Source organism: Micromonospora sp. NPDC018662, from assembly GCF_044391475.1.
In the GTDB taxonomy this organism is placed as follows: domain Bacteria; phylum Actinomycetota; class Actinomycetes; order Mycobacteriales; family Micromonosporaceae; genus Micromonospora.
This window is the reverse complement of the sequence record NZ_JBISAC010000004.1, coordinates 606396-626758: the sequence shown is the minus strand read 5'-3', so window position 1 is coordinate 626758 and position 20363 is coordinate 606396. Positions and strand designations below refer to the sequence as shown.

Here is a 20363-nt window from a genome sequence, read left to right as displayed (position 1 = left end):
CCCGGCTCAGACCGGGGCGGGCAGGTCCAGCACGTACGCGCCGCCCTCCGGGCGGAAACCGAGCCGGTGGTAGTAGGGGGCGACCATGCCGGGCGGGCTGACCACCCGGCGGAAACCCCGGTCGGTGAAGAGGCGGCTGCGCCGGTAGACGAACTCGCCGGGGGTGAAGTCGCGGAACGGCGGGGTCACGTAGTCCAGGTCGATCTGGGCCACCCCGCCGGCCTCGGCGTGCGACACCATCACGCCGACCACCTCGTCGGCGCGGACCACCAGGAACGCCGAGCGGTCGGCGGCGGCCGGGTCCCAGCGGAACGCCGGGTTGAACCGGGCGATGTCGGTGGCGTGCACCCGCAGCGTGTGGGCCAGGAACGCGTCGCCGGTGCCCACCTCCACCACCTGGTAGGTCTGCTCGTCGTGCCGGGTGGCCAGCAGCTTGCGCAGGTACCAGAGGTTGATCACGGTGAGCACCACGTTCAGCCCGACCATCGGCCACACCTGCACGGCGGCGTTGTAGCCGATCAGGATCAGGCAGCCGACCAGGTTGAGCGCACGCAACCGCAGGATGCGCGTCTGCAGCAGGGACCAGACCAGCAGCGCGGAGCCGGCCCAGCCGACGAGTTCCAGCCAGTTCACCCCGGGGAGACTAGTGGTCGCCCTGGTCAGGTGCCTCGGCGGGCAGCTCCAGCACCCACTCCTCGACCTCGACGCCGCGGCCCGGAGCGTACCCCGAGTCCTCGCCGACCACGACGAAGCCGCACTTGCGCAGCACCGCGAGCGAGGCGGCGTTGTCCTTCGCGGCGCGGGCGTGCACCGGCCGCTGCGGCAGCTCCCGCAGCAGCGCGGCGAGCCCGGCGGTGGCGTGGCCGCGCCCCCAGCGCTCCGGATTGATCCAGTAGCTGACCTCGGTCTGGTCGTCGACCGGGAACGCCGCCACGTGGCCGACCACCTCGCCGCCGGCCACGATCGTGCGGTTGACGATGCGCGCGTCGGCGCGGATCCGCGCCCAGTGCGCGTCGAACGCGGCACGGTCCGTCGGGTCCTTCGGGCCGAACGCGGCCATCCAGTTGGCCTGCGGGTCCTGCTCGTGGGCGAAGAACACGGGCAGGTCGTCGTCGCGGACCGGACGAATCTCCACATCAGGGGTCACGGCCGGGAACGATACGCGGACCCACCGACACGGTCGGGACCTCCGGCCCGCCCCGGGCCCCGTCCGGCCCTGCCGGTGCGACCGGCCGGACCGCTACCAAGGAGGAGGAACCACGCAGGTGAGGAGGCCGGACCATGGACGGAACCTCCGGGCGGATCTTGCTCGGCGAGGTGCCGGTCCAGCCGTCGCCGGTGGCCCGGCACCTGGCCGGCGAGCTACGCCCGGAGACCGACCCGCTGGTCGCCGCCGTGCACCGCCTGCTCGGGCACGCCGACGCGGTGCGGAGCCTCGGCGTCGGGTGAGTCAGCTCGCCGCGGTCGTCGGATAGCCGTACAGGTCGAGCAGGCGGACCCGGGACGCCTGGAGCCGGTCCACCACGACGCTCATGAACCGGGCGGTGAGGTGCCGGCCCAGCGTGTCGTCGGAGGCCATCAGCCGGCGCACCCCCTCGGCGTCGAACTCCACCGCCGTGCTGCGCCGGGTGGCCACCGCGCCGAACTGCCAGCGGTAGGGCGGGAACAGCCAGGACCAGCCGAGCACACCACCCGCGCCGACCGTCTCGATACCCACGTCGCCGCGACCGGGCACCGGGAAGTCCAGCGCCACCTGGCCGTCCCGGACCAGCCAGAACCGCTCGGCCGGCTGCCCGGCGCGGAACAGCCGGTGCCCGGGGTGCCAGGCGACCGGGCGGGCGTAGCCGGTGAGCGGGGGCAACCACTCGTCGGGCAGCCCGGCCAGGAACGGGTGCACGCGGAGCATCTCCAGTGGGGTCATCGCGCCTCCACGATCGACAGAAGGGAGCCGTGACCCCATTGCATCCCACCGCGCCGCGACACGGCAGGGCCGATGGTCCCGCGCCGCCCCGCCCCAATCCCGGGGTCGTGCGTGGCGGCGCCCGCGTGCGGGGCAGGGACGGCCACAATGGCCTGAGCCGACCGGAGGGATGCCGCCGATGAACCGACCCGTCGTGGCGGGGGTGGACGGATCGCCGTCCAGCCTGGCCGCCGCCGACCAGGCCGCCGTGGCCGCCGTCGCACGAGCCCGGCCGCTGCTGCTGGTGCACGGCTACCTGCACCCGCTCGGGTACGGCGTGCCGCTCAACCCGTACGACCTCGGGGTGCCGGCGCCCACCGAGGAGGCGGAGAAGATGCTCGAACGGGTCGCCGCCGACCTGGCCGACCGGCACCCCGGGCTGCGGGTGGAGGTGCGCCAGGTCGCCGGCGGCCCCGGCGCGACGCTGGTCGAGGAGTCCCGCCGGGCCGAGCTGGTGGTGGTGGGCAGTCGGGGCGTGGGTGGCTTCGCCGGGCTGCTGCTCGGCTCGGTGGGTACGCAGCTCGCCCAGCACGGGCACTGCCCGGTGCTCGTGGTGCGTCCCGCGGAGCAGCCGATCCCGGTCGGCGGTCCGGTGCTGGTCGGGGTGGACGGCTCGGAGTCCGCGGCGTACGCCGTCGACCTCGCCGCGGACGAGGCCGAGCGCCGGGACGCGGAGCTGGTGCTGATGCACGTGCGCGCGCCGGAGCGCGGCGCGGCGGCCCCGGAGGCCGCGGCCGAGGCGACCACCGCCGAGCGGGCCGAGGTGGCCGAGCTGCTCGGCACGGCCGCCGCGCGGGTCCGGCCGGCACACCCGGGGCTGCGGGTGACCGAACGCCCCGTCGTCGCCGCCTCCCCGGAGACCGCGCTGCGGGAGGCGAGCGCCGACGCGTCACTGATGGTGGTCGGTTCCCGGGGCCGGGGCGGCTTCGCCGGGCTGCTGCTCGGCTCGGTCAGCCAGGCGCTGGTGCAGCACGCCCACTGCCCGGTGCTGGTCGCCCACCGCCCGGAGCCGGCCGACGACTGACGCCTACGCCGCTCAGGCCGGGTCGCGGCCGGCGAGCAGCGCGGCGAAGTCGGTGGTGAGGGCGAACGGGTCGGCCGGGCCGGACGCGGCCGGACGGCGGTCCACCTGCTCGGCCAGCTCGGCCCCGGCACGCCGGATCCGGGCCCGCAACGCGCTGTCGCCGTCGTCGCCGGCCCAGTCCTCGGGCGCGGCGAAGACCGCCGTCGGCAGCACCACCGCCCGCAGGTACGCGAACATCGGCCGGACCGCGTGCTCCAGCGCGAGCGAGTGTCGCGCGGTGCCGCCGGTCGCCCCGATCAGCACCGGCGTGCCGGCCAGCGCGTCCCGGTCCACCACGTCGAAGAAGGACTTGAACAGCCCGTTGTAGGACGCGTTGAAGATCGGCGTGACGGCGATCAGACCGTCCGCCGCCGCGACGACGTCCAGCGTGCGGCGCAGGGCGGCCGGCGCGAAGCCGGTCAGCAGGTGGTTCACCACGTCGTGCGCGTGCTCGCGCAGGTCCACCGGGCGCAGCTCCACGTCGGCGCCCCGGCCGGCCAGCTCGTCGCGGGCGGCCGCGGCGAGCTGGTCGGCGAGCAGGCGGGTGGACGAGGGCTGGCCGAGACCGGCCGAGACGACCGCGAGGGTACGCCGGGTCATCGCTCCTCCTCCGGGCTCGTCGCGGCCTCCCGGGCGGCCAGCATCGAGGCGTGGGTGGGCGCCTCCGGCACGTGCACCGGACGCATCGAGTCGAACTCCTTGCGCAGCACCGGGACCACCTCCTCGCCCAGCAGGTCGAGCTGCTCCAGCACCGTCTTCAGCGGCAGGCCGGCGTGGTCCATCAGGAAGAGCTGCCGCTGGTAGTCGCCGACGTACTCGCGGAAGCCCAGCGTACGGTCGATGACCTGCTGCGGGCTGCCGACGGTGAGCGGCGTCTCCCGGGTGAACTCCTCCAGCGACGGCCCGTGCCCGTAGACCGGGGCGTTGTCGAAGTACGGCCGGAACTCGCGCACCGCGTCCTGCGAGTTGCGGCGCATGAAGACCTGCCCGCCGAGGCCGACGATCGCCTGCTCGGGCGCGCCGTGGCCGTAGTGCGCCCAGCGCTCGCGGTAGAGCCCGACCATCCGCTCGGTGTGCTCCTTGGGCCAGAAGATGTGGTTGGCGAAGAAGCCGTCGCCGTAGTACGCGGCCTGCTCGGCGATCTCCGGGCTGCGGATCGAGCCGTGCCAGACGAACGGCGGCACGCCGTCGAGCGGGCGCGGCGTCGAGGTGAACGACTGGAGCGGCGTGCGGAACCGGCCCTTCCAGTCGACCACGTCCTCCCGCCACAGCCGGTGCAGCAGGTCGTAGTTCTCGATCGCGAGCGGGATGCCGTTGCGGATGTCCTGCCCGAACCACGGGTAGACCGGGCCGGTGTTGCCGCGGCCCATCATGAGGTCCACCCGGCCGTCGGCCAGGTGCTGGAGCATCGCGTAGTCCTCGGCGATCTTGACCGGGTCGTTGGTGGTGATCAGCGTGGTCGAGGTCGACAGGATCAGCCGCTCGGTGCGGGCCGCGATCCAGCCGAGCATGGTGGTCGGCGACGACGGCACGAACGGCGGGTTGTGGTGCTCGCCGGTGGCGAAGACGTCCAGGCCGACCTCTTCGGCCTTGAGCGCGATGGTGGTCATGGCCTTGATCCGGTCACGCTCGGACGGCAGCCGTCCGGTGGTCGGGTCGACGGTGACGTCACCGACGGTGAAGATTCCGAACTGCATGACCAGCTCCTCGGGTGAGATCCGGACCAGTCGGCCCGGCATCGTCCCGCACAACCTATTTGACGAGTCAACTATTCCGACGCGCGGCCGCTCCGGCGTGGCCGGGGTCACGTGCCGACCGGCCAGCCCACGGAGGATCGATCTGCTGCCGGGACGCCCTGGAGGAGATCGATGGCCCGCACGTTCACCGCCGCCGCGCACCAGGAGGACGACTGGCATGTCGCCCGGTGCCTGGAGATCGAGGTCGCCAGCCAGGGTGAGACCGTCGATGAGGCACTGACCAACCTTCGCGAGGCCGTCGAGGCCCACCTGGAAGAGGTCGAGAATCCGGAGATCGAGACCACGCCGCTGGTGACGTCCTTCCAGGCCGGACGAGCGGCGTGAGCCCAGCCCAGGCCGGGCTGACACCCTCGGAGTTCCTCGCCCTTCTCGGCTGACGAGCGGCGCATCGGGGGCGGATACGCTTGCCGGCCATGACGTACCCCTGGCTCGACGCGCCGGCCGCGGACATCGCGGCGACCGCGCGGACCCTGCTCGGCTGGACCGTGTCGGCGAACGGCGTCCGCGTGCGGCTGACCGAGGTCGAGGCGTACGCCGGCACCGGTGAGGATCCCGCGTCGCACGCCCACCGCGGGCCGACCCCGCGCAACCGGGTCATGTTCGGGCCGGCCGGGCACGTCTACGTCTACTTCGTGTTCGGGATGCACTGGTGCGCGAACATCGTCTGCGGTCGCGACGGTGAGGCGGCGGCCGTGCTGCTGCGCGCCGGCGCGGTGGTGGACGGGATCGAGGTCGCCCGGGAGCGCCGCCCCCGCGCCTCGGACCGGGACCTCGCGCGCGGGCCGGCCCGGCTGGTCACCGCGCTCGGGCTGGACCGCGAGGCGAACGGCACCTCGGCGGTCGACGGGACCGGGCCGCTGCTCCTGACCCCACCCGAGACGCCTGTCGACCCGGCGCGGATCCTCGCCGGCCCGCGGGTCGGCGTGGCCGCGGCGCACGACCTGCCGTGGCGGTTCTGGCTGGCCGACGAGCCGAGCGTGAGCCTCTACCGCCGCCACACCCCACGCCGCCGGCAACCAACGACCCCGTAACACCCCACCCCACCCTCACTACCCCACCCGCCGCTCTGTTGACCAAGGAGTTCGCGTCGGGGAAAGCCGCGCGGGCGACGCCAACTCCTTGATCAACCAGCGTGGGTGGGTGGGGAGGCAACCTGGCGTTCCCTGCGGCGCGTCTCACCCGGGACGGGCACGGTGTTGCGTACGAATGGCTTTCAACGAGGTGTTGACAACACGCTGCTGTCGGGTGTTCGATGGACGGCATGGTCACCGTGGACAACGACCCGTTCACCGCGCCGGATGCTGCCCAGGCCCGGGCCCACCGCAACTACGCGGCACTGCTGCGGATCGCCGAGCGGCACGCCGGCACGAACGCCCGCCGGCGGCGCTACGCGCATCCCGACGTGCCCGACGCCTACGAGGCGGCCACGCTGGTGATGGCGCTCGCCGGCGGCGCCGAGCTGGACGCCGGCGAGGAACCGGTCGACCAGGCCGACCTGATGGCCGCGCTGACGCTGATCCCGCACGTGCGGGCCGAGGTGGACGTGCTGGAGGCGGGGCTGTTGCAGGTGGCCCGCGGTCGGGGCATGACCTGGCAGGCCATCGCGTTCGGGCTGGGGCTGGGCAGCGCCCAGGCGGCCCGGCAGCGCTACGAGCGGCTCACCGTCCGCACCGGCACCGGCGACTGAGTCCGGCGGGTTGTCACAGCCGCGGGCGAGACTGTGCCGGACGACGGCACGGGAGGACGCGATGACGCGCGAGGAGATGCTGGCCTACTGCCTGGCCAAGCCGGGAGCCTGGCTCGACCGGCCGTGGGAGGGTGACGAGGTGGTGAAGGTGGGCAGCCGGATCTTCGCGTTCCTCGGCTCCCCCGACGGCGAGGCCCGGCTCGGCGTGAAGTGCGGGCCGTCCCGGGAGGTGGCCGACGAGTGGCTGCACCGATTCCCGGCCGACGCCCGCCCCTCCCCCTACATCGGCCGGTCCGGCTGGAACACGTTACGGCTGGACGGCGGCATCCCCGACGACGACCTGGTCGACGCGCTCGACGGGTCGTACGACGCGGTGGTGGCGAAGCTGCCGAAACGCGAGCGTCCCACCGGTTGACCGCACACAGAGCAGGACTTCCGGGCCAACGGATGACCCTCGACACCGCGTACGGCGGCAGCACGAGGAGCGGCCCGGACCGCTCGGCCCGGGCCGCCCGGCACGCGGGTACCGGCCGCCACCTGAATCTTGGAACGAAAAGGCCCTCATAGGGGCGCCCAGATTCCAAGATCTACGAGCATCCCGCCGTGTGGACAGCTGCTCCTGTCACCCGAGACGGGGATCTCGGATTCGTCGCGTACCGCGTCCGAAGGCGGTCCGGGGCGGACGGACGCGCCCGCCCCGGACCAGGTCGCTCAGCGCGGAACGACCTGCTCGGCCGCCCAGTCGCGCCAGCCGGCCAGCTTGTCCGCGGCGGTGGCGAGCTGGTCGGCGACCGGCCCGGGGCCGGTGGAGCCGGGGGTGGTGCGGGCCGCGAGCGCCGAACGCACCGAGAGCACGTCGCGCACCGACGGGTCCAGGTGCTCGCTCACCGCGGTCAGGTCGGCGTCGGAGACCTCGTCCAGCGCGCAGTCCCGGGCCGCGCAGAGCGCCACCAGCTTGCCGGTGATCTCGTGCGCGTCGCGGAACGGCACGTGCCGGCGGACCAGCCAGTCGGCGACCTCGGTGGCCAGCGAGAAACCCGACGGCGCGGTGGCCACCAGCCGGTCCACCCGGACCGTCATCGTGGAGATCATGCCGGCCAGCGCGGGCAGCAGCAGCTCCAGCGTGTCGACCGCGTCGAACGCCGGCTCCTTGTCCTCCTGCATGTCCCGGTCGTAGGTCATCGGCAGGCCCTTGAGCATGGTGAGCACGCTCATCAGGCCGCCGACCAGCCGGCCGGACTTGCCGCGGGCCAGCTCGGCGATGTCCGCGTTCTTCTTCTGCGGCATGATCGACGAGCCGGTGGCGAACGAGTCGTCCAGCTCGACCCAGCCGAACTCCTGCGACGTCCAGAGCACCACCTCCTCACCGAGGCGGGACAGGTGCACGCCGACCATCGCGGTGACGAAGAGGAACTCGGCCACGAAGTCCCGGTCCGCGACCGCGTCCATCGAGTTGGCGAACGAGGTGCGGAAACCCAGCTCCTTGGCGACGGCCATCGGGTCCAGCGGCAGCCCGGAACCGGCCAGCGCGCCGGCCCCGAGCGGGCTGACCGCGGCCCGCTCGTCCCAGTCGCGCAGCCGGTCCAGGTCGCGCAGCAGCGGCTGCACGTGGGCGAGCAGCCAGTGCCCGAACGTCACCGGCTGGGCGTGCTGGAGGTGTGTCATGCCGGGTGCCGCGGTGTCCACGTGCCGCTCCGCCTGCTCGAGGAGTGCCTCGGCCAGCTCGACCAGTCGGGCGGCCACCCCTCGGGCGTGGTCGCGCAGATAGAGCCGCAGGTCGGTGGCGACCTGGTCGTTGCGGGAGCGGCCGGCGCGCAGCTTGCCGCCGAGGCTGCCCAGCCGCTCCAGCAGGCCGCGCTCCAGGGCGGTGTGCACGTCCTCGTCGTCCACGGTGGGGCGGAACGCCCCGGAGGCGCAGGCCGCCTCCAGGTCGTCCAGCGCGGCCAGCATCCGCCCCAACTCGTCCGGGTCGAGCAGTCCGGCGCCCGCGAGGACCCGGGCGTGCGCCCGGGAACCGGCGATGTCGTACGGGGCGAGGCGCCAGTCGAACTGGACGCTCACCGACAGCCGCGCCAGCGCCTCCGCGGGGCCGCCGGCGAACCGGCCTCCCCAGAGGCTCGTCCGGTTGGCGGCGGCGCTGTTCTCGGTCAGGCTCTTGTCGTCCACCCCTCCCATTGTGGTGGTCACGACCGCGGCCCTCCCCACCGGGCATACCGTGCGGCGCCGTCGATGCGCTCGGTCATGGTGTGGTGTTCCCTTCGGCGTTCTCGTCCCGGCGGGCCCACGCGGCGAGCCGGTCGCCCAGCGCGGCGCCGCCGTCGGCCTCGCGGGCCACCACGAGGATGGTGTCGTCGCCGGCGATGGTGCCGACGATCTCGGACAGGCCCGCCCGGTCCAACGCGCTGGCCAGGTAGTGCGCCGCGCCCGGCGGGGTACGCAGCACGGCGATGTTGCCGCTGGCGTCGACGCCGTTGAGCAGCTCGCGCAGCAGCCGCACCAGCCGGGCGGGCGCCCCCTCGGCGTCGCGCAGCGGCCGGTGGCCGTCCTCGGGGATCAGGTAGACCCCCCGCCCGTCGCCGCCGCGCGCGGTCACCGCGCCCAGCTCCTTGAGGTCGCGGGAGAGCGTGGCCTGGGTGACCTGGATGCCGTCACCGGCGAGCAGGTCGGCCAGCTCGGTCTGCGAGTGGACGGCGCCGTCGCGGATCAGCTCGACGATGCGGGCGTGGCGGGCGGCGCGGGTCAGCGGGGCGGTCATGTGGATGCCTCCAGGAGAAAGGTCAGCAGCGCCTTCTGGGCGTGCAGGCGATTCTCCGCCTGGTCGAACACCGCGCTGCGCGGCCCGTCGAGCACCTCGTCGGTGATCTCCTCGCCCCGGTGGGCGGGCAGGCAGTGCAGCACGATCACGTCCGCCGCGGCGTGGTCGAGCAGGGCGTCGCTCACCTGGTACGGCCGGAACGGGGTGACCCGGTCCAGCCCGTCGGCCTCCTGGCCCATCGACGTCCAGGTGTCGGTGGCGACCACGTGCGCGCCGCGTACCGCCTCGACCGGGTCGGTGCCCACGTCGACCGAGCCGCCGGTGCCGGCGGCGATCTTTCCGGCCCGGGCCACGATCGCCGGGTCCGGGCCGAATCCGGCCGGGCCGGCGATCCGGACGTGCATCCCGGCGGTCGCGCCGGCCAGCAGGTACGAGTGGGCCATGTTGTTCGCCGCGTCGCCGACGTACGCCAGGATCCGCCCGGCGGTGGCGCCGAACCGCTCCCGCACGGTGAGCAGGTCGGCCAGCAACTGGCAGGGGTGGAACGTGTCGGTGAGCGCGTTGACCACCGGCACGCCGGCGTGCGCCGCGACCTCGGCGATCCGGTCGTCGCCGTGGGTACGCAGCACGATGGCGGCGACGTAGCGGGACAGCACCCGGCCGGCGTCGCCGAGCGTCTCCCCGCGACCGAAGTGGGTGACCTGGGTGTCCACCACGAGCGGGTGACCGCCCAGTTCGGCGATGCCGACGTCGAACGAGATCCGGGTACGCAGGCTCTGCTTGTCGAACAGCACCGCCACCGATCGGGGCCCGGCAAGCGGCTGGTGGGCGTACCGGTCGGTCTTCATCCGGGCGGCGAGGTCCAGCACGGCGGCCTGCTCGGCGGGCGTGAGGTCGTCGTCGCGCAGGAAGTGGCGGATCATGCGGGGGCCTCCGTGCGGGTCGCGGGGGTGGGCGCGGCGACGGTGTCCGCCGGTGCCGGGACGTCGGCGGGCGCGGCGGCGTCGAGCGCGGCGGGTAGCGCGGCGAGGAACGCGTCGGCCTGCGCCGCGGTGAGGATCAGCGGCGGGGCGAGCCGGACCACGCCCGGCTGCACCGGGTTGACCAGGAAACCGGCCTCCCGCAGCGCTGTCGACACCGCACCGGCCACCGGCCGGTCGAGCGCGACGCCGAGCAGCAGCCCGGCGCCGCGCACGTCGCGCACCAGCGGGTGCCCGAGCGCCTCGACGCCGCGCCGCAGCCGCTCGCCGATGCGTTTGACGTGGTCGAGCAGCCCCTCGTTGGCGATCGTGGCGATCACCGCGAGCGCGGCGGCGCAACTGACCGGGTTGCCGCCGAACGTGGTGCCGTGCGAGCCGGGGGTGAGCAGGTCGGCGGCCGGGCCGAAGGCCAGGCAGGCGCCGAGCGGCAGGCCACCACCGAGCCCCTTGGCCAGCGTGACCACGTCCGGTTCGACGCCCTCGGCCTGGTGGGCGAACCAGTGCCCGGTGCGCCCGACGCCGGTCTGCACCTCGTCGAGCACCAGCAGCGCGCCGTGCGCGGCGGTGATCCGCCGGGCCGCGGTGAGGTAGCCGGGCGGCGGCACGACCACGCCGTTCTCGCCCTGGATCGGCTCGACGATCACCATGGCGGTGGCGTCGGTGACCGCCTCGGCGAGCGCGTCGGCGTCGCCGTACGGCACGTGGGTGACGTCGCCGGGCAGCGGGCGGAACGGGTCGGCCTTGGCCGGCTGGCCGGTGAGCGCCAACGCGCCCATGGTCCGGCCGTGGAAGCCGCCGTGGGTGGCCACCACGTGGCGGCGCCCGGTCAGCCGGGACAGCTTGAACGCGGCCTCGTTGGCCTCCGCGCCGGAGTTGGCGAGGAAGACCCGGCCGGGTCGGCCGGCCAGGGCCAGCAGCAGCTCGGCGAGCGCGACCGGCGGCTCGGCGACGAACAGGTTCGACACGTGGCCGAGCGTGGCGACCTGCTTCGACACGGCGGCCACCACCGCCGGGTGGGCGTGGCCGAGCGCGTTGACCGCGATGCCGCCGAGCAGGTCGACGTACTCCCGGCCGGTCTCGTCGACCACGACGGCGCCGGCGCCCGAGACGAGCGCCAGCGGCGGCGTGCCGTAGTTGTCCATCATGGTGGCGCCCCAGCGCCGCACCAGCGTGCTCATGAACCGACCGTGCCTTTCCTGTTCGCGACTGCGGGGCTCGCAAGCTCGCTCCTCGCGCTCACGACCATCGTGCCGAACCCTTCCGAGGTGAAGACCTCCAGCAGCGTGGAGTGGGCGACCCGGCCGTCGACGACGTGCGCGGCGGGCACTCCCCCGCGCACCGCCCGCAGGCAGGCCTCCATCTTCGGCACCATGCCCGACTCCAGGGACGGCAGCAGTTTCGCCAGGTCGTCCGCGGTGATCTCGCTGACCAGGCTCGTCGTGTCCGGCCAGTCGGCGTAGAGGCCGGGGACGTCGGTGAGGACGACCAGCTTGCGCGCCTCCAGCGCGACCGCGAGCGCGGCGGCGGCGGTGTCCGCGTTGAGGTTGTGCAGCACCCCGTCGGCGTCCGGCGCGACAGTGGAGATGACCGGGATCCGGCCGGCCGCGATCAGGTCGGTGACCGCGGAGACGTCCACCGACGCCACGTCGCCGACCTGCCCGACGTCGACCGGCTGCCCGTCCACGTACGCCGGTCGGCGCACCGCGGTGAACAGTCCGCCGTCCTCGCCGGAGAGCCCGACCGCGAACGGGCCGTGCGCGTTGACCAGCCCGACCAGTTCCCGGCCGACCTGCCCGACCAGCACCATCCGCACCACGTCCATGGCGTCCGGGGTGGTGACCCGCAGGCCGCCCCGGAACTCGCTGGCGATGCCGAGCCGACCGAGCATGGCGGAGATCTGCGGGCCGCCGCCGTGCACCACGACCGGCTTGAGGCCGGCGTACCGGAGGAAGACCATGTCCGCGGCGAACGCCCGCCGCAGCTCGGGGTCGACCATCGCGTTGCCGCCGTACTTGACCACCACCGTGGTGCCGGCGAAGCGGGCCAGCCAGGGCAGCGCCTCGATCAGGGTGGCGGCCTTGGCCTGGGCCCGGGTGAGGTTGTCGTTCATCATGTGGAGTACGCCGAGTTCTCGTGCACGTACGCGTGCGACAGGTCGTTGGTCCGGATCGTCGCGGCGGCGGCGCCGGTGTGCAGGTCGATGCGGATGGTGACGTCGCGGCCGGTGAGGTCGACCGTGGCCCGGTCCTCGGCGGCGGCGCCGGCCCGGCACACCCAGATGCCGTTGACCGCGACGTCGACGCCGTCCGGCTCGAACGCGGCGGTGGTGGTGCCGACCGCGGCGAGGATCCGGCCCCAGTTCGGGTCGTTGCCGAACAGCGCGGTCTTGACCAGGTTGTTGCGGGCCACCGCGCGGCCGACCTCGACGGCGTCGTCCTCGTTCGCCGCGCCCACCACGTCGATGGCGATCTGCTTGGTCGCGCCCTCGGCGTCGGCGATCAACTGCTGGGCCAGGTCGTCGCAGGCGGCGGTGACCGCGGCGGTCAACTCGTCCGCGGTCGGCTCGATGCCCGAGGCGCCGCTGGCCAGCAGCAGCACGGTGTCGTTGGTGGACATGCAGCCGTCGGAGTCGATCCGGTCGAAGGTGACCCGGGTGGCGGCCCGCAGCGCGGCGTCCAGCGCGTCCGGCCCGGCCACCGCGTCGGTGGTGAGCACGCAGAGCATGGTGGCCATGGCCGGGGCCAGCATGCCGGCGCCCTTGGCCATCCCGCCGACGGTCCAGCCGCTGCCCCGGGCCACAGTGGTCTTGGGCCGGGTGTCGGTGGTCATGATCGCCTCGGCGGCCGGTCGGCCGCCGTCGCGGGACAGGGTGCGCACCGCGTGGCGGACGCCCGGCAGCAGCTTCGACATCGGCAGCCGTTCGCCGATCAGGCCGGTCGAGCAGACCGCTACCTCGCCGGCCCCGACGATCAGCCGCGCGCTGCTGCCGGTGAGCGCGGCGGCGGTGTGCTCGGCGGTGGCGTGGGTGTCCTGGAAGCCGGCCGGCCCGGTGCAGGCGTTCGCGCCGCCGGAGTTGAGCACGACGGCGCGGACCACGCCGCCGTGCACGACCCGCTGGGTCCAGAGCACCGGGGCGGCCTTCACCCGGTTGGCGGTGAAGACGCCGGCGACGCCGGCGTCGGGGCCGTCGTTGACGACGAGGGCGATGTCGGTGCCGGCGGTCTTGAGGCCGGCGGCGACACCGGCGGCGCGGAAGCCACGGGGGGTGGTGACGGTCACCGAGCCTTCCTTTCGTTCGCGACTGCGGGGCTCCGCTCCGCTGCACTCCTCGCGCTCACGGGCACACTCCGAAGGCGGACAGGCCGGTGGTCTCGGGGAGCCCGGCCATCAGGTTGGCGTTCTGCACGGCCTGGCCGGCCGCGCCCTTGCCCAGGTTGTCGATGGCGCTGACCACGATCACCCGCCCCGAGTCGGCGTCCACCGTCGCCTGGAGGTGGCAGGAGTTCCCACCGGCGGTGGCGGCGGTGTGCGGCCACGCCCCCTCGGGCAGCAGGTGCACGAAGGGCGTGTCGGCGTAGGCGGCGGCCAGCACCGCACGCGGGTCGGCGGCGCCGGCCGGCACCGCGGTGACGGTGGCCAGGATGCCGCGGGGCATCGGGGCGAGCACCGGCGTGAACGACAGACCGGTCGCGCCGGTGGCCTGCTTGATCTCCGGCACGTGCTGGTGGGCCCCCACCTTGTAGGGGGACAGGTCGCCCATCACCTCGCTGCCGAGCAGGTGCGCCTTGGCGGCCCGGCCGGCGCCGGAGGTGCCGGAGGCGGCGACCACCACCACGTCGTCGGGGCGTACCGCGCCGGCGGCGATCAGCGGGGCCAGCGCCAGCGTGGTGGCGACCGCGTAGCAGCCGGTGCTGGCCACCCGCCGGGCAGCCGCGATCTCGTCCCGTTGGCCGGGCAGTTCCGGCAGCCCGTAGGTCCAGGCGCCGGCGTGCGCGCCACCGTAGTAGCGGGCCCAGGCGTCGGCGTCGCGCAGTCGGTGATCGGCGCCGAGGTCGACCACCTTGACCGCGTCGGGCAGCGCCGCGGCGAGCGCCGCGGACTGGCCGTGCGGCAGCGCCAGGAAGACCAGGTCCGCGTCCGCCAGGGCCGCCGGTTCGGTCGCCCCGAGCATCAGGTCCAGGCCGGCGAGCTGCGGGTGTACGGCGGCGACGGGCTGGCCGGCCTGGCTGTGCGCGGTGGCGGCGACCAGCTCGAACTCGGGGTGGCCGGCGAGCAGGCGCAGCAGTTCGCCGCCGGCGTACCCGCTCGCTCCGGCCACCGCTACTCGAATGCCCATACCAACCTCCGCATGACTATGCAGAAAGGTTAGCAGTCGAACCGTGCGCCTGCAAGGTCATGCAGTGTGACGCATGAAGCTGCATCCATGTGCTTCGCATTGACAGCCGACTATCCCACGTCGATGCTGAGAGAGCGCTCTCACGATCGGGTCGTGCCCTCACCACGCAGCCCACTACCATCGGAGTCGTCCTTGCCCACCCGTACGAAAATCCTCCGCGCACTGCTCGCGCTCCTGCTCACCACCGCCGGCTCGGTCGTCACGGCCGCCTCGCTGGCCCGGGCCACCGGCCCGAACCTGCTGCCCCTCACCGTCACCAACCACACCGGCCGGGCCGACGCCACCTGGCTCTACGTGCTCGGCACCGACCTCACCTCCGGCCGGCTCGGTTACGTCGACGCCGCCGGCACGTTCACCCCCTGGCCGGCCGGCGGCCTGCCGCCCACCCCCGCCCCCGACGTGGCCATCCCCGGCCCGCCGAACGGCGGCGCCACCGTGCTCAAGGTCCCCCGCAACATCTCCGGCCGGGTCTACTTCGCGTTCGGCGAGAAACTGACGTTCCGCCTCACCCCGGACGGCCTGGTCCAGCCCGCGCCCTGGGCACCCGGCGACCCCAACCGGGACGTCCTGTTCGACTGGTCCGAGTTCACCTACAACGACGCCGGGCTCTGGCTCAACAGCTCACAGGTCGACATGTTCGCGATCCCGCACGTGGTCGGCGTGACCGGCGCCGACGGCGCGTCCCGGGAGACCGGCCGGCTCGTCGACGACGGCCGGAACCGGGTCATCGACGCGATCCGCGCCCAGGCCGGCTGGGACGGCACGGTGCAGACCAGGGCCGACGGCACCGTGCTGCGGGTGCTCTCCCCCGGCAAGGCCGCCGACGCCGGCCAGCTCGACGCCGCCTACCTCGACCCGTACATCGTCTCGGCCTGGCAGGCGTACGCCACCCGGGCGCTGACCGTGACGCCCTTCCTCGACCAGCCCGGGATCAGGTACACCGGGCGGACCAGCGGCGACGTCATGACGTTCACCGACGGCGCCGGCCAGCGGGTCGCCACCTTCACCAAGCCGACCAGCTCCGACGTGTGGGACTGCGACGGCGCGCTCGCCGCCCCGAACGACCTCGTGGTCGGGCCGATCGCCCGCACGCTCTGCGCCGCGCTGCACCGCGCCACCCTCGGCACCCGCGACGTGCAACCCTCCGGCGGCCCGGCCGACTTCTACCAGGGCGCGCGCACCAACCACTACTCCCGGATCGTGCACGCGAACATGGTCGACGGAAAGGCGTACGGCTTCGCCTTCGACGACGTGCTCAACCAGGAGTCGCTGGTGCACGACGGCGACCCGCGCGCCGCGCGCATCGACCTGAGCCCGTTCGGCCCGGGCGGCGGCCCGAACCCGACGCCGAGCCCCACCCCGACCGGCGCGAGCCCGTCGCCGACCACCGGCCCGACCGGTCCGCAACCCTCGCCGAGCCCGACCGTGACACCCGGGCCGGCGTGCGCCCACCCCGAGGGCCGGCTCGCCGAGCCCGCCCGGCTGGTGCGCTCCGACGGCTCACTCACCGCCGGCGCGGGGCCGACCGGTGTGGCACGGCTGGCGGCGGCCGGCGGCAACCACGACGGCGTCCCAGCCGCGCCGCTGGTGCTCACCGCCTGCGGAATCGATGCCCGCTACCAGGGCGGGAGCACCGACTTCGACCTGTTCGTCGACGCCGGAACCGCGGTCGGCAACGGTGTGCAGGTGCGGATCTCGTACGACCTGACCGGCGACGGCGATGCCGACTGGGTGCAGACCTACCACTACTTCGCCACCGACCCGGTGCCCGGTTGGGAGCACTACCGACCGTCCCAGGGCGTGCGTACCACCTCGGGCACGCCCGGCGACCTGGTGCGGGGCAGCGTACGCATCGAGATCTGGAACGCCATCGGAGCGGCCCCGTCCTCGGTGGGCACCGGCGACCTCTCGCGGGTCGTCCTGCCGTACGCGGGCTGAGCCGCGGTTGTCCGGATGTTAAGAGGGGCCCCCGCCTCTACCGAATGCGTTAAGCGGGGGCCCCTCCTTACACCTCAGGCGCCGCGGAGGGTGGCGCCGAAGCGCTGCGCGGCGAGCGCCACCGCGGCGTCGCGCGCGGCCACCGCCTCCTCGCCCGCGAGGGTCCGGTCCGGGGCACGGAACGTCAGCTTGTACGCCAACGACTTCCGCCCGGCGCCGAGCTGCTCCGAGGCGTAGACGTCGAAGAGCCGGACGTCCTCCAGCAGCGCGCCGGCGCCCTCGACCAGGGCCCGCTGCACGTCCGCCGCCGGCACCGCCTCGTCCACCACCAGCGCCACGTCGATCAGCGCCGGCGGGAACGTGGAGATGGCCGGCCCGGCCACCAGTGGCGCGGCGGGCAGCGCGTCCAGGTCCAGCTCCATCGCGCTGGTGCGCCGGGGCAGCTCCAGCGCCGCCACCACGGCCGGGTGCAGCTCGCCGGCGTGACCGACAACGGTGTCGTCGACCAGCAGCTCGGCGCAGCGACCCGGATGCCACGGCGCGCGTTCGCCGGCCCGCACGGTCACCCGGACGGTCGGGATGCCGGCGGCGTCGAGCACCGCCCGGCCGGCCTCGACCGCGTCCGCCCAGCTTGCCGCGCGACCCGCGCCCCACCAGCCGGCCGGCTCGATCTCGCCGCAGAGCGCCACCGCGACGTGCCGCGGCTGCGCCGGCACCACCGCGTCGGCGGCGGCGAACTCCGCGTCGGTGGGCCGCCGGTCCACGCCCATGGCGGGTGGGGCGCCGGCACCCGGGCGGGGGTGGAAGACCGCGCCGATCTCGTAGATCGCCACGTCCCGCTGGCCCCGACCGACGTTGCGCCGGACGATGCCGAGCAGCGGGCCGAGCAGCGTGGTGCGCAGCAGCGGCTCCTCCTCGGACAGCGGATTGGCCACCCGCACCGCGGGGCGGCGCGGGTCGTCGGCCGGCAGGCCGAGCTGGTCGGCCAGCTCCGGCGCCACGAACGGCTGCGCCAGCACCTCGACCCAGCCGCGCTCGGCGAGCGAGCGGGCCACCGCGCGGCGGCGCTGCTGCGCCGCGGTGAGGCCCCGGCCGGGCCGCGCGGTGGGCAGCACCGAGGGCACCCGGTCGTACCCGTCGAGGCGGACCACCTCCTCCACCAGGTCGGCCGGGTCGGTCAGGTCGGGACGCCAGCTCGGCGGCGTCACGGTCAGCACCTCGGCGGCGCCGCCGGCGGCCACGCCGGCCGCGCCGGGGTCCTCGCCGAGCCGGTCGGTGCCGCGGGTGACCGCGCAGCCGACCTGCTCCAGCAGTTCCACCACCCGGTCCGCCGGGTACGTCACGCCGACCCGCCGCGACGGCAGGTCCGCCGGCAGCGTCACCGGCGACGACGGGCGGACGTGGTCGAGGTCGAGCACCTCCGCGCCCGGCGTGCCACCGGCCAGGTCGGTGAGCAGCCGGACCGCCTTCTCCAGCGCGACCAGCGGCAGCGCCGGGTCGACGCCCCGCTCCCAGCGCTTCGCGGCCTCGCTGAACAGCTTGTGCCGCCGCGCGGTGCGGCCGACCATGGCCGGGTCCCAGTGCGCGGCCTCGAACAGCACGTTGGTGGTGGAGGCGAGCACCTCGCTGGTCTCGCCGCCCATCACCGCGGCCAGCGAGATCGGCCCGGTCTCGTCGCAGATCACCATGTCCTCCGGTGCGAGCGCGCGGCTCACCCCGTCGAGCGTGGTCAGCTTCTCCCCCGGCTCGGCCCGGCGCACCACGAGCGGCCCGGCGATCCGGTCGGCGTCGAAGGCATGCATCGGCTGGCCGAGTTCGAGCATCAGGTAGTTGGTGATGTCGACCGGCAGCGAGATGCTGCGGACGCCGGCCGCGGTGAGCCGCTGCCGCATCCAGCCGGGCGTCTCCACGGTCGGGTCGACGCCGCGCACCATCCGGGCCGCGAACCGGTCGCAGCCGACCGGGTCGCGCACCTCCACCGGGTACGCCGGCTCGGCGGTCCCGCCCGTCGCGGGCGCGTCGGCCGGGTCGCGGAACGGCACGCCGAGCGCGTGCGACAGCTCCCGGGCGATGCCGCGGACGCTGAGCGCGTACCCGCGGTCCGGGGTGATCTCCATCTCGACCACCACGTCGTCCAGGCCGACCACCGGGCGCGCGTCGTCGCCGGGCTGGGCCTTGACGTCCGCGGGCAGCACGACGATGCCCGAGTGGTCGTCGCCCAGGCCCAGCTCCTGGGCCGAGCAGATCATTCCGTGGGAGTTGCGCCCGTACGTCTTGCGCGCGCCGATGGCGAAGTTGCCCGGCAGCACGCCGCCCGGCAGGATCACCACCACCTTGTCGCCCGGGGCGAAGTTGCGCGCCCCGCAGACGATCTCCTGCGGCTCGCCGGTTCCGTTCGCGGCGCCGACGTCCACCCGGCAGAAGCGGATCGGCTTCTTGAAACCGGTCAGCTCCTCGATCTGGAGGACCTCGCCGACGACCAGCGGACCGGTGACGGTCTCCCGCAGGTCCACTATCGACTCGACCTCGATGCCGAGGTCGACCAGCGCCTGCTCCAGGTCGCCGGCGGGCAGGTCGGCGGGGAGATCCACGTACTCCCGCAGCCAACTGACAGAAACTCGCATGACTGTTTAACCACCGTTCCCGTAGCTCAGGCGCCGAACGCGCGGGTGAACCGCACGTCGCCCTCGGCCATGTCCCGCATGTCGCTGACGCCGTGCCGGACCATCACGGTCCGGTCGATGCCCATACCGAACGCGAATCCGGAGTAGACCTCCGGGTCGATGCCGCAGGCGCGCAGCACCCGCGGGTTGACCATGCCGCAGCCGCCCCACTCGACCCACTGCGGCCCGTCCCGGTGCTCCGGGAACCAGACGTCGAACTCCGCCGACGGCTCGGTGAACGGGAAGTAGTGCGGACGCCAGCGGGTCTTCGCGCCCTCGCCGAACATGGCCCGCGCGAAGTGGTCCAGGGTGCCGCGCAGGTGCGCCATGGTGATGCCCTTGTCCACCACCAGGCCCTCGACCTGGTGGAAGACCGGCGCGTGGGTGGCGTCCAGCTCGTCGGTGCGGTAGACCCGGCCGGGCACCACCACGTAGATCGGCGGCGTGCGGCTGAGCATGGTGCGCGCCTGCACCGGCGACGTGTGGGTGCGAAGAACGAGGCCACTGCCCTCGGGTGCGATGTGGAACGTGTCCATCAGCCCGCGCGCCGGGTGGTCGGCCGGGATGTTGAGCGCGTCGAAGTTGGTCCACTCCAACTCGACCTCGGGGCCCTCGGCCACCTCGTAGCCCATGCCGATGAACAGGTCGCTGATCTGCTCCATCAGCACGGTCAGCGGGTGGCGGGCGCCGCGCGGCCGGCGGTCGTGGGGCAGGGTCACGTCGACCCGCTCCTCGACCAGCACCCGCTCGGCCTGCGCGCGGTCCAGGATCTCCTGGCGGGCGGCGTACGCGGACTCGATGGCCCGGCGGGCCTCGTTGACCCGCTTGCCGGCGTCGGACTTCGCGGCCGGCGGCAGCGCGCCGATCTCCCGGCGGGCCAGCGACACCGGGGACCGGTCCCCCAGGTGCGCCGGGCGCAGCGCGGTCAGCGCGTCCGGGTCGGTGGCGGCGGCGAACGCCTTCTCGGCGTCGGCCACGGCCCCGGCCAGGGCGTCCGGGTCGAGCAGGGCGACCTGCTTCGGGTCGTACGGATCGTTGCGGTAGCTCATGGTGAACGGGCACTCCCTCAGGGCGGCGCCGGCCCGACTACAGGCGGCCAGGCGAGTCTACGGACGCGCGGCTTCGCCGCAGCCCGCCGGTGGGAGTCGTGCAGGGGGAAGGGTC

21 protein-coding genes are annotated in these 20363 nt (G+C 74.2%); 7 read left to right on the top strand and 14 right to left on the bottom strand.

All coding sequences use genetic code 11. The features are described 5' to 3' along the window. Positions 1–6 precede the first annotated feature (6 nt). Both ACH495_RS16460 and ACH495_RS16455 read right to left on the bottom strand, forming a co-directional pair. Complete coding sequence (locus ACH495_RS16460; protein WP_396858548.1) at positions 7–633, bottom strand: hypothetical protein; 627 nt, start codon at positions 631–633, stop codon at positions 7–9. A 10-nt stretch (positions 634–643) separates the two neighbouring features. Continuing rightward, entirely contained in the window at positions 644–1147 is a 504-nt protein-coding gene (locus tag ACH495_RS16455; protein ID WP_396858547.1) for a GNAT family N-acetyltransferase, read from the bottom strand. 134 nt (positions 1148–1281) lie between these two features. On the opposite strand from ACH495_RS16455, the gene ACH495_RS16450 reads away from it, so the two are divergent. Continuing rightward, on the top strand, positions 1282–1449 hold the full coding sequence (locus ACH495_RS16450) for a hypothetical protein (protein ID WP_396858546.1): 168 nt from the start codon (positions 1282–1284) through the stop codon (positions 1447–1449). 1 nt (position 1450) lies between these two features. Here the strand turns inward: ACH495_RS16450 and ACH495_RS16445 are convergent, their stop codons facing one another. Next, positions 1451–1921: a cyclic nucleotide-binding domain-containing protein gene (locus ACH495_RS16445; RefSeq protein WP_396858545.1), complete on the bottom strand. Its 471-nt coding sequence runs from the start codon at positions 1919–1921 to the stop codon at positions 1451–1453. A gap of 178 nt (positions 1922–2099) precedes the next feature. On the opposite strand from ACH495_RS16445, the gene ACH495_RS16440 reads away from it, so the two are divergent. Next, positions 2100–2984 (top strand): universal stress protein, encoded by an 885-nt coding sequence (locus tag ACH495_RS16440; RefSeq protein WP_396858544.1) that lies wholly within the window; start codon positions 2100–2102, stop codon positions 2982–2984. Positions 2985–2996: 12 nt separating this feature from the next. On the opposite strand, the gene ACH495_RS16435 is transcribed toward ACH495_RS16440, so the two are convergent. After that, positions 2997–3623, bottom strand: coding sequence for a CE1759 family FMN reductase (locus tag ACH495_RS16435; protein ID WP_396858543.1), 627 nt, complete (start codon positions 3621–3623; stop codon positions 2997–2999). After that, positions 3620–4720, bottom strand: coding sequence for an LLM class flavin-dependent oxidoreductase (locus ACH495_RS16430; RefSeq protein ID WP_396858542.1), 1101 nt, complete (start codon positions 4718–4720; stop codon positions 3620–3622). Before ACH495_RS16430 ends, ACH495_RS16435 begins: the two co-directional genes overlap by 4 nt. A 171-nt stretch (positions 4721–4891) precedes the next feature. Between ACH495_RS16430 and ACH495_RS16425 the strand changes: the two genes are divergently transcribed. The 4 genes from ACH495_RS16425 to ACH495_RS16410 all read left to right on the top strand — a co-directional run bounded on the left by ACH495_RS16425 (position 4892) and on the right by ACH495_RS16410 (position 6882). After that, positions 4892–5104, top strand: a complete 213-nt coding sequence (locus ACH495_RS16425) for a type II toxin-antitoxin system HicB family antitoxin (RefSeq protein ID WP_396858541.1) — start codon at positions 4892–4894, stop codon at positions 5102–5104. 89 nt (positions 5105–5193) lie between these two features. After that, the gene (locus ACH495_RS16420; RefSeq protein ID WP_396858540.1) at positions 5194–5811 is read left to right on the top strand and encodes a DNA-3-methyladenine glycosylase; all 618 of its coding nucleotides are present in this window, start codon (positions 5194–5196) and stop codon (positions 5809–5811) included. Positions 5812–6041: 230 nt separating this feature from the next. Then, entirely contained in the window at positions 6042–6467 is a 426-nt protein-coding gene (locus ACH495_RS16415) for a DNA-binding protein (protein ID WP_107160191.1), read from the top strand. 61 nt (positions 6468–6528) lie between these two features. After that, complete coding sequence (locus ACH495_RS16410; protein WP_396858539.1) at positions 6529–6882, top strand: MmcQ/YjbR family DNA-binding protein; 354 nt, start codon at positions 6529–6531, stop codon at positions 6880–6882. A gap of 296 nt (positions 6883–7178) precedes the next feature. On the opposite strand, the gene argH is transcribed toward ACH495_RS16410, so the two are convergent. From argH to argC, 7 genes are all read right to left on the bottom strand, one after another. Continuing rightward, positions 7179–8642, bottom strand: coding sequence for an argininosuccinate lyase (argH, locus tag ACH495_RS16405; protein ID WP_396858585.1), 1464 nt, complete (start codon positions 8640–8642; stop codon positions 7179–7181). Positions 8643–8706: 64 nt separating this feature from the next. Next, complete coding sequence (locus tag ACH495_RS16400; protein ID WP_396858538.1) at positions 8707–9222, bottom strand: arginine repressor; 516 nt, start codon at positions 9220–9222, stop codon at positions 8707–8709. Beyond that, complete coding sequence (gene argF, locus ACH495_RS16395) at positions 9219–10145, bottom strand: ornithine carbamoyltransferase (protein ID WP_396858537.1); 927 nt, start codon at positions 10143–10145, stop codon at positions 9219–9221. The genes ACH495_RS16400 and argF overlap by 4 nt, the downstream gene beginning before the upstream one ends. Then, positions 10142–11380, bottom strand: coding sequence for an acetylornithine transaminase (locus ACH495_RS16390; RefSeq protein WP_396858536.1), 1239 nt, complete (start codon positions 11378–11380; stop codon positions 10142–10144). The genes argF and ACH495_RS16390 overlap by 4 nt, the downstream gene beginning before the upstream one ends. Then, the gene (gene argB / locus ACH495_RS16385; RefSeq protein ID WP_396858535.1) at positions 11377–12315 is read right to left on the bottom strand and encodes an acetylglutamate kinase; all 939 of its coding nucleotides are present in this window, start codon (positions 12313–12315) and stop codon (positions 11377–11379) included. Before argB ends, ACH495_RS16390 begins: the two co-directional genes overlap by 4 nt. Continuing rightward, positions 12312–13481, bottom strand: coding sequence for a bifunctional glutamate N-acetyltransferase/amino-acid acetyltransferase ArgJ (argJ, locus tag ACH495_RS16380; RefSeq protein ID WP_396858534.1), 1170 nt, complete (start codon positions 13479–13481; stop codon positions 12312–12314). Before argJ ends, argB begins: the two co-directional genes overlap by 4 nt. 55 nt (positions 13482–13536) lie before the next feature. Next, on the bottom strand, positions 13537–14538 hold the full coding sequence (gene argC / locus ACH495_RS16375) for an N-acetyl-gamma-glutamyl-phosphate reductase (RefSeq protein ID WP_396858533.1): 1002 nt from the start codon (positions 14536–14538) through the stop codon (positions 13537–13539). 192 nt (positions 14539–14730) lie between these two features. Between argC and ACH495_RS16370 the strand changes: the two genes are divergently transcribed. Continuing rightward, a complete protein-coding gene (locus ACH495_RS16370) occupies positions 14731–16536 on the top strand; it encodes a beta-1,3-glucanase family protein (RefSeq protein WP_396858532.1) in 1806 nt (601 codons plus the stop codon). Positions 16537–16610: 74 nt separating this feature from the next. Here ACH495_RS16370 and pheT read toward each other — a convergent pair whose 3' ends face one another. Both pheT and pheS read right to left on the bottom strand, forming a co-directional pair. Then, positions 16611–19160 carry a phenylalanine--tRNA ligase subunit beta gene (pheT, locus tag ACH495_RS16365; protein ID WP_396858531.1) on the bottom strand — a complete coding sequence of 850 codons (2550 nt, stop codon included), beginning with the start codon at positions 19158–19160 and terminating at the stop codon, positions 16611–16613. A gap of 26 nt (positions 19161–19186) precedes the next feature. After that, positions 19187–20248 (bottom strand): phenylalanine--tRNA ligase subunit alpha, encoded by a 1062-nt coding sequence (pheS, locus tag ACH495_RS16360; RefSeq protein WP_396858530.1) that lies wholly within the window; start codon positions 20246–20248, stop codon positions 19187–19189. Between the last annotated feature and the right edge of the window lie 115 nt (positions 20249–20363).

Excerpts from the sequence above, each read along its gene's own strand:
- ACH495_RS16450 (WP_396858546.1), top strand. The coding sequence starts at position 1,282 with ATGGACGGAACCTCCGGGCGGATCTTGCTCGGCGAGGTGCCGGTCCAG.
- ACH495_RS16445 (WP_396858545.1), bottom strand. The coding sequence starts at position 1,921 with ATGACCCCACTGGAGATGCTCCGCGTGCACCCGTTCCTGGCCGGGCTG.
- ACH495_RS16440 (WP_396858544.1), top strand. The coding sequence starts at position 2,100 with ATGAACCGACCCGTCGTGGCGGGGGTGGACGGATCGCCGTCCAGCCTG.
- ACH495_RS16435 (WP_396858543.1), bottom strand. The coding sequence starts at position 3,623 with ATGACCCGGCGTACCCTCGCGGTCGTCTCGGCCGGTCTCGGCCAGCCC.
- ACH495_RS16430 (WP_396858542.1), bottom strand. The coding sequence starts at position 4,720 with ATGCAGTTCGGAATCTTCACCGTCGGTGACGTCACCGTCGACCCGACC.
- ACH495_RS16425 (WP_396858541.1), top strand. The coding sequence starts at position 4,892 with ATGGCCCGCACGTTCACCGCCGCCGCGCACCAGGAGGACGACTGGCAT.
- ACH495_RS16420 (WP_396858540.1), top strand. The coding sequence starts at position 5,194 with ATGACGTACCCCTGGCTCGACGCGCCGGCCGCGGACATCGCGGCGACC.
- ACH495_RS16415 (WP_107160191.1), top strand. The coding sequence starts at position 6,042 with ATGGTCACCGTGGACAACGACCCGTTCACCGCGCCGGATGCTGCCCAG.
- ACH495_RS16410 (WP_396858539.1), top strand. The coding sequence starts at position 6,529 with ATGACGCGCGAGGAGATGCTGGCCTACTGCCTGGCCAAGCCGGGAGCC.
- argH (WP_396858585.1), bottom strand. The coding sequence starts at position 8,642 with ATGGGAGGGGTGGACGACAAGAGCCTGACCGAGAACAGCGCCGCCGCC.
- ACH495_RS16400 (WP_396858538.1), bottom strand. The coding sequence starts at position 9,222 with ATGACCGCCCCGCTGACCCGCGCCGCCCGCCACGCCCGCATCGTCGAG.
- argF (WP_396858537.1), bottom strand. The coding sequence starts at position 10,145 with ATGATCCGCCACTTCCTGCGCGACGACGACCTCACGCCCGCCGAGCAG.
- ACH495_RS16390 (WP_396858536.1), bottom strand. The coding sequence starts at position 11,380 with ATGAGCACGCTGGTGCGGCGCTGGGGCGCCACCATGATGGACAACTAC.
- argB (WP_396858535.1), bottom strand. The coding sequence starts at position 12,315 with ATGATGAACGACAACCTCACCCGGGCCCAGGCCAAGGCCGCCACCCTG.
- argC (WP_396858533.1), bottom strand. The coding sequence starts at position 14,538 with ATGGGCATTCGAGTAGCGGTGGCCGGAGCGAGCGGGTACGCCGGCGGC.
- pheT (WP_396858531.1), bottom strand. The coding sequence starts at position 19,160 with ATGCGAGTTTCTGTCAGTTGGCTGCGGGAGTACGTGGATCTCCCCGCC.
- pheS (WP_396858530.1), bottom strand. The coding sequence starts at position 20,248 with ATGAGCTACCGCAACGATCCGTACGACCCGAAGCAGGTCGCCCTGCTC.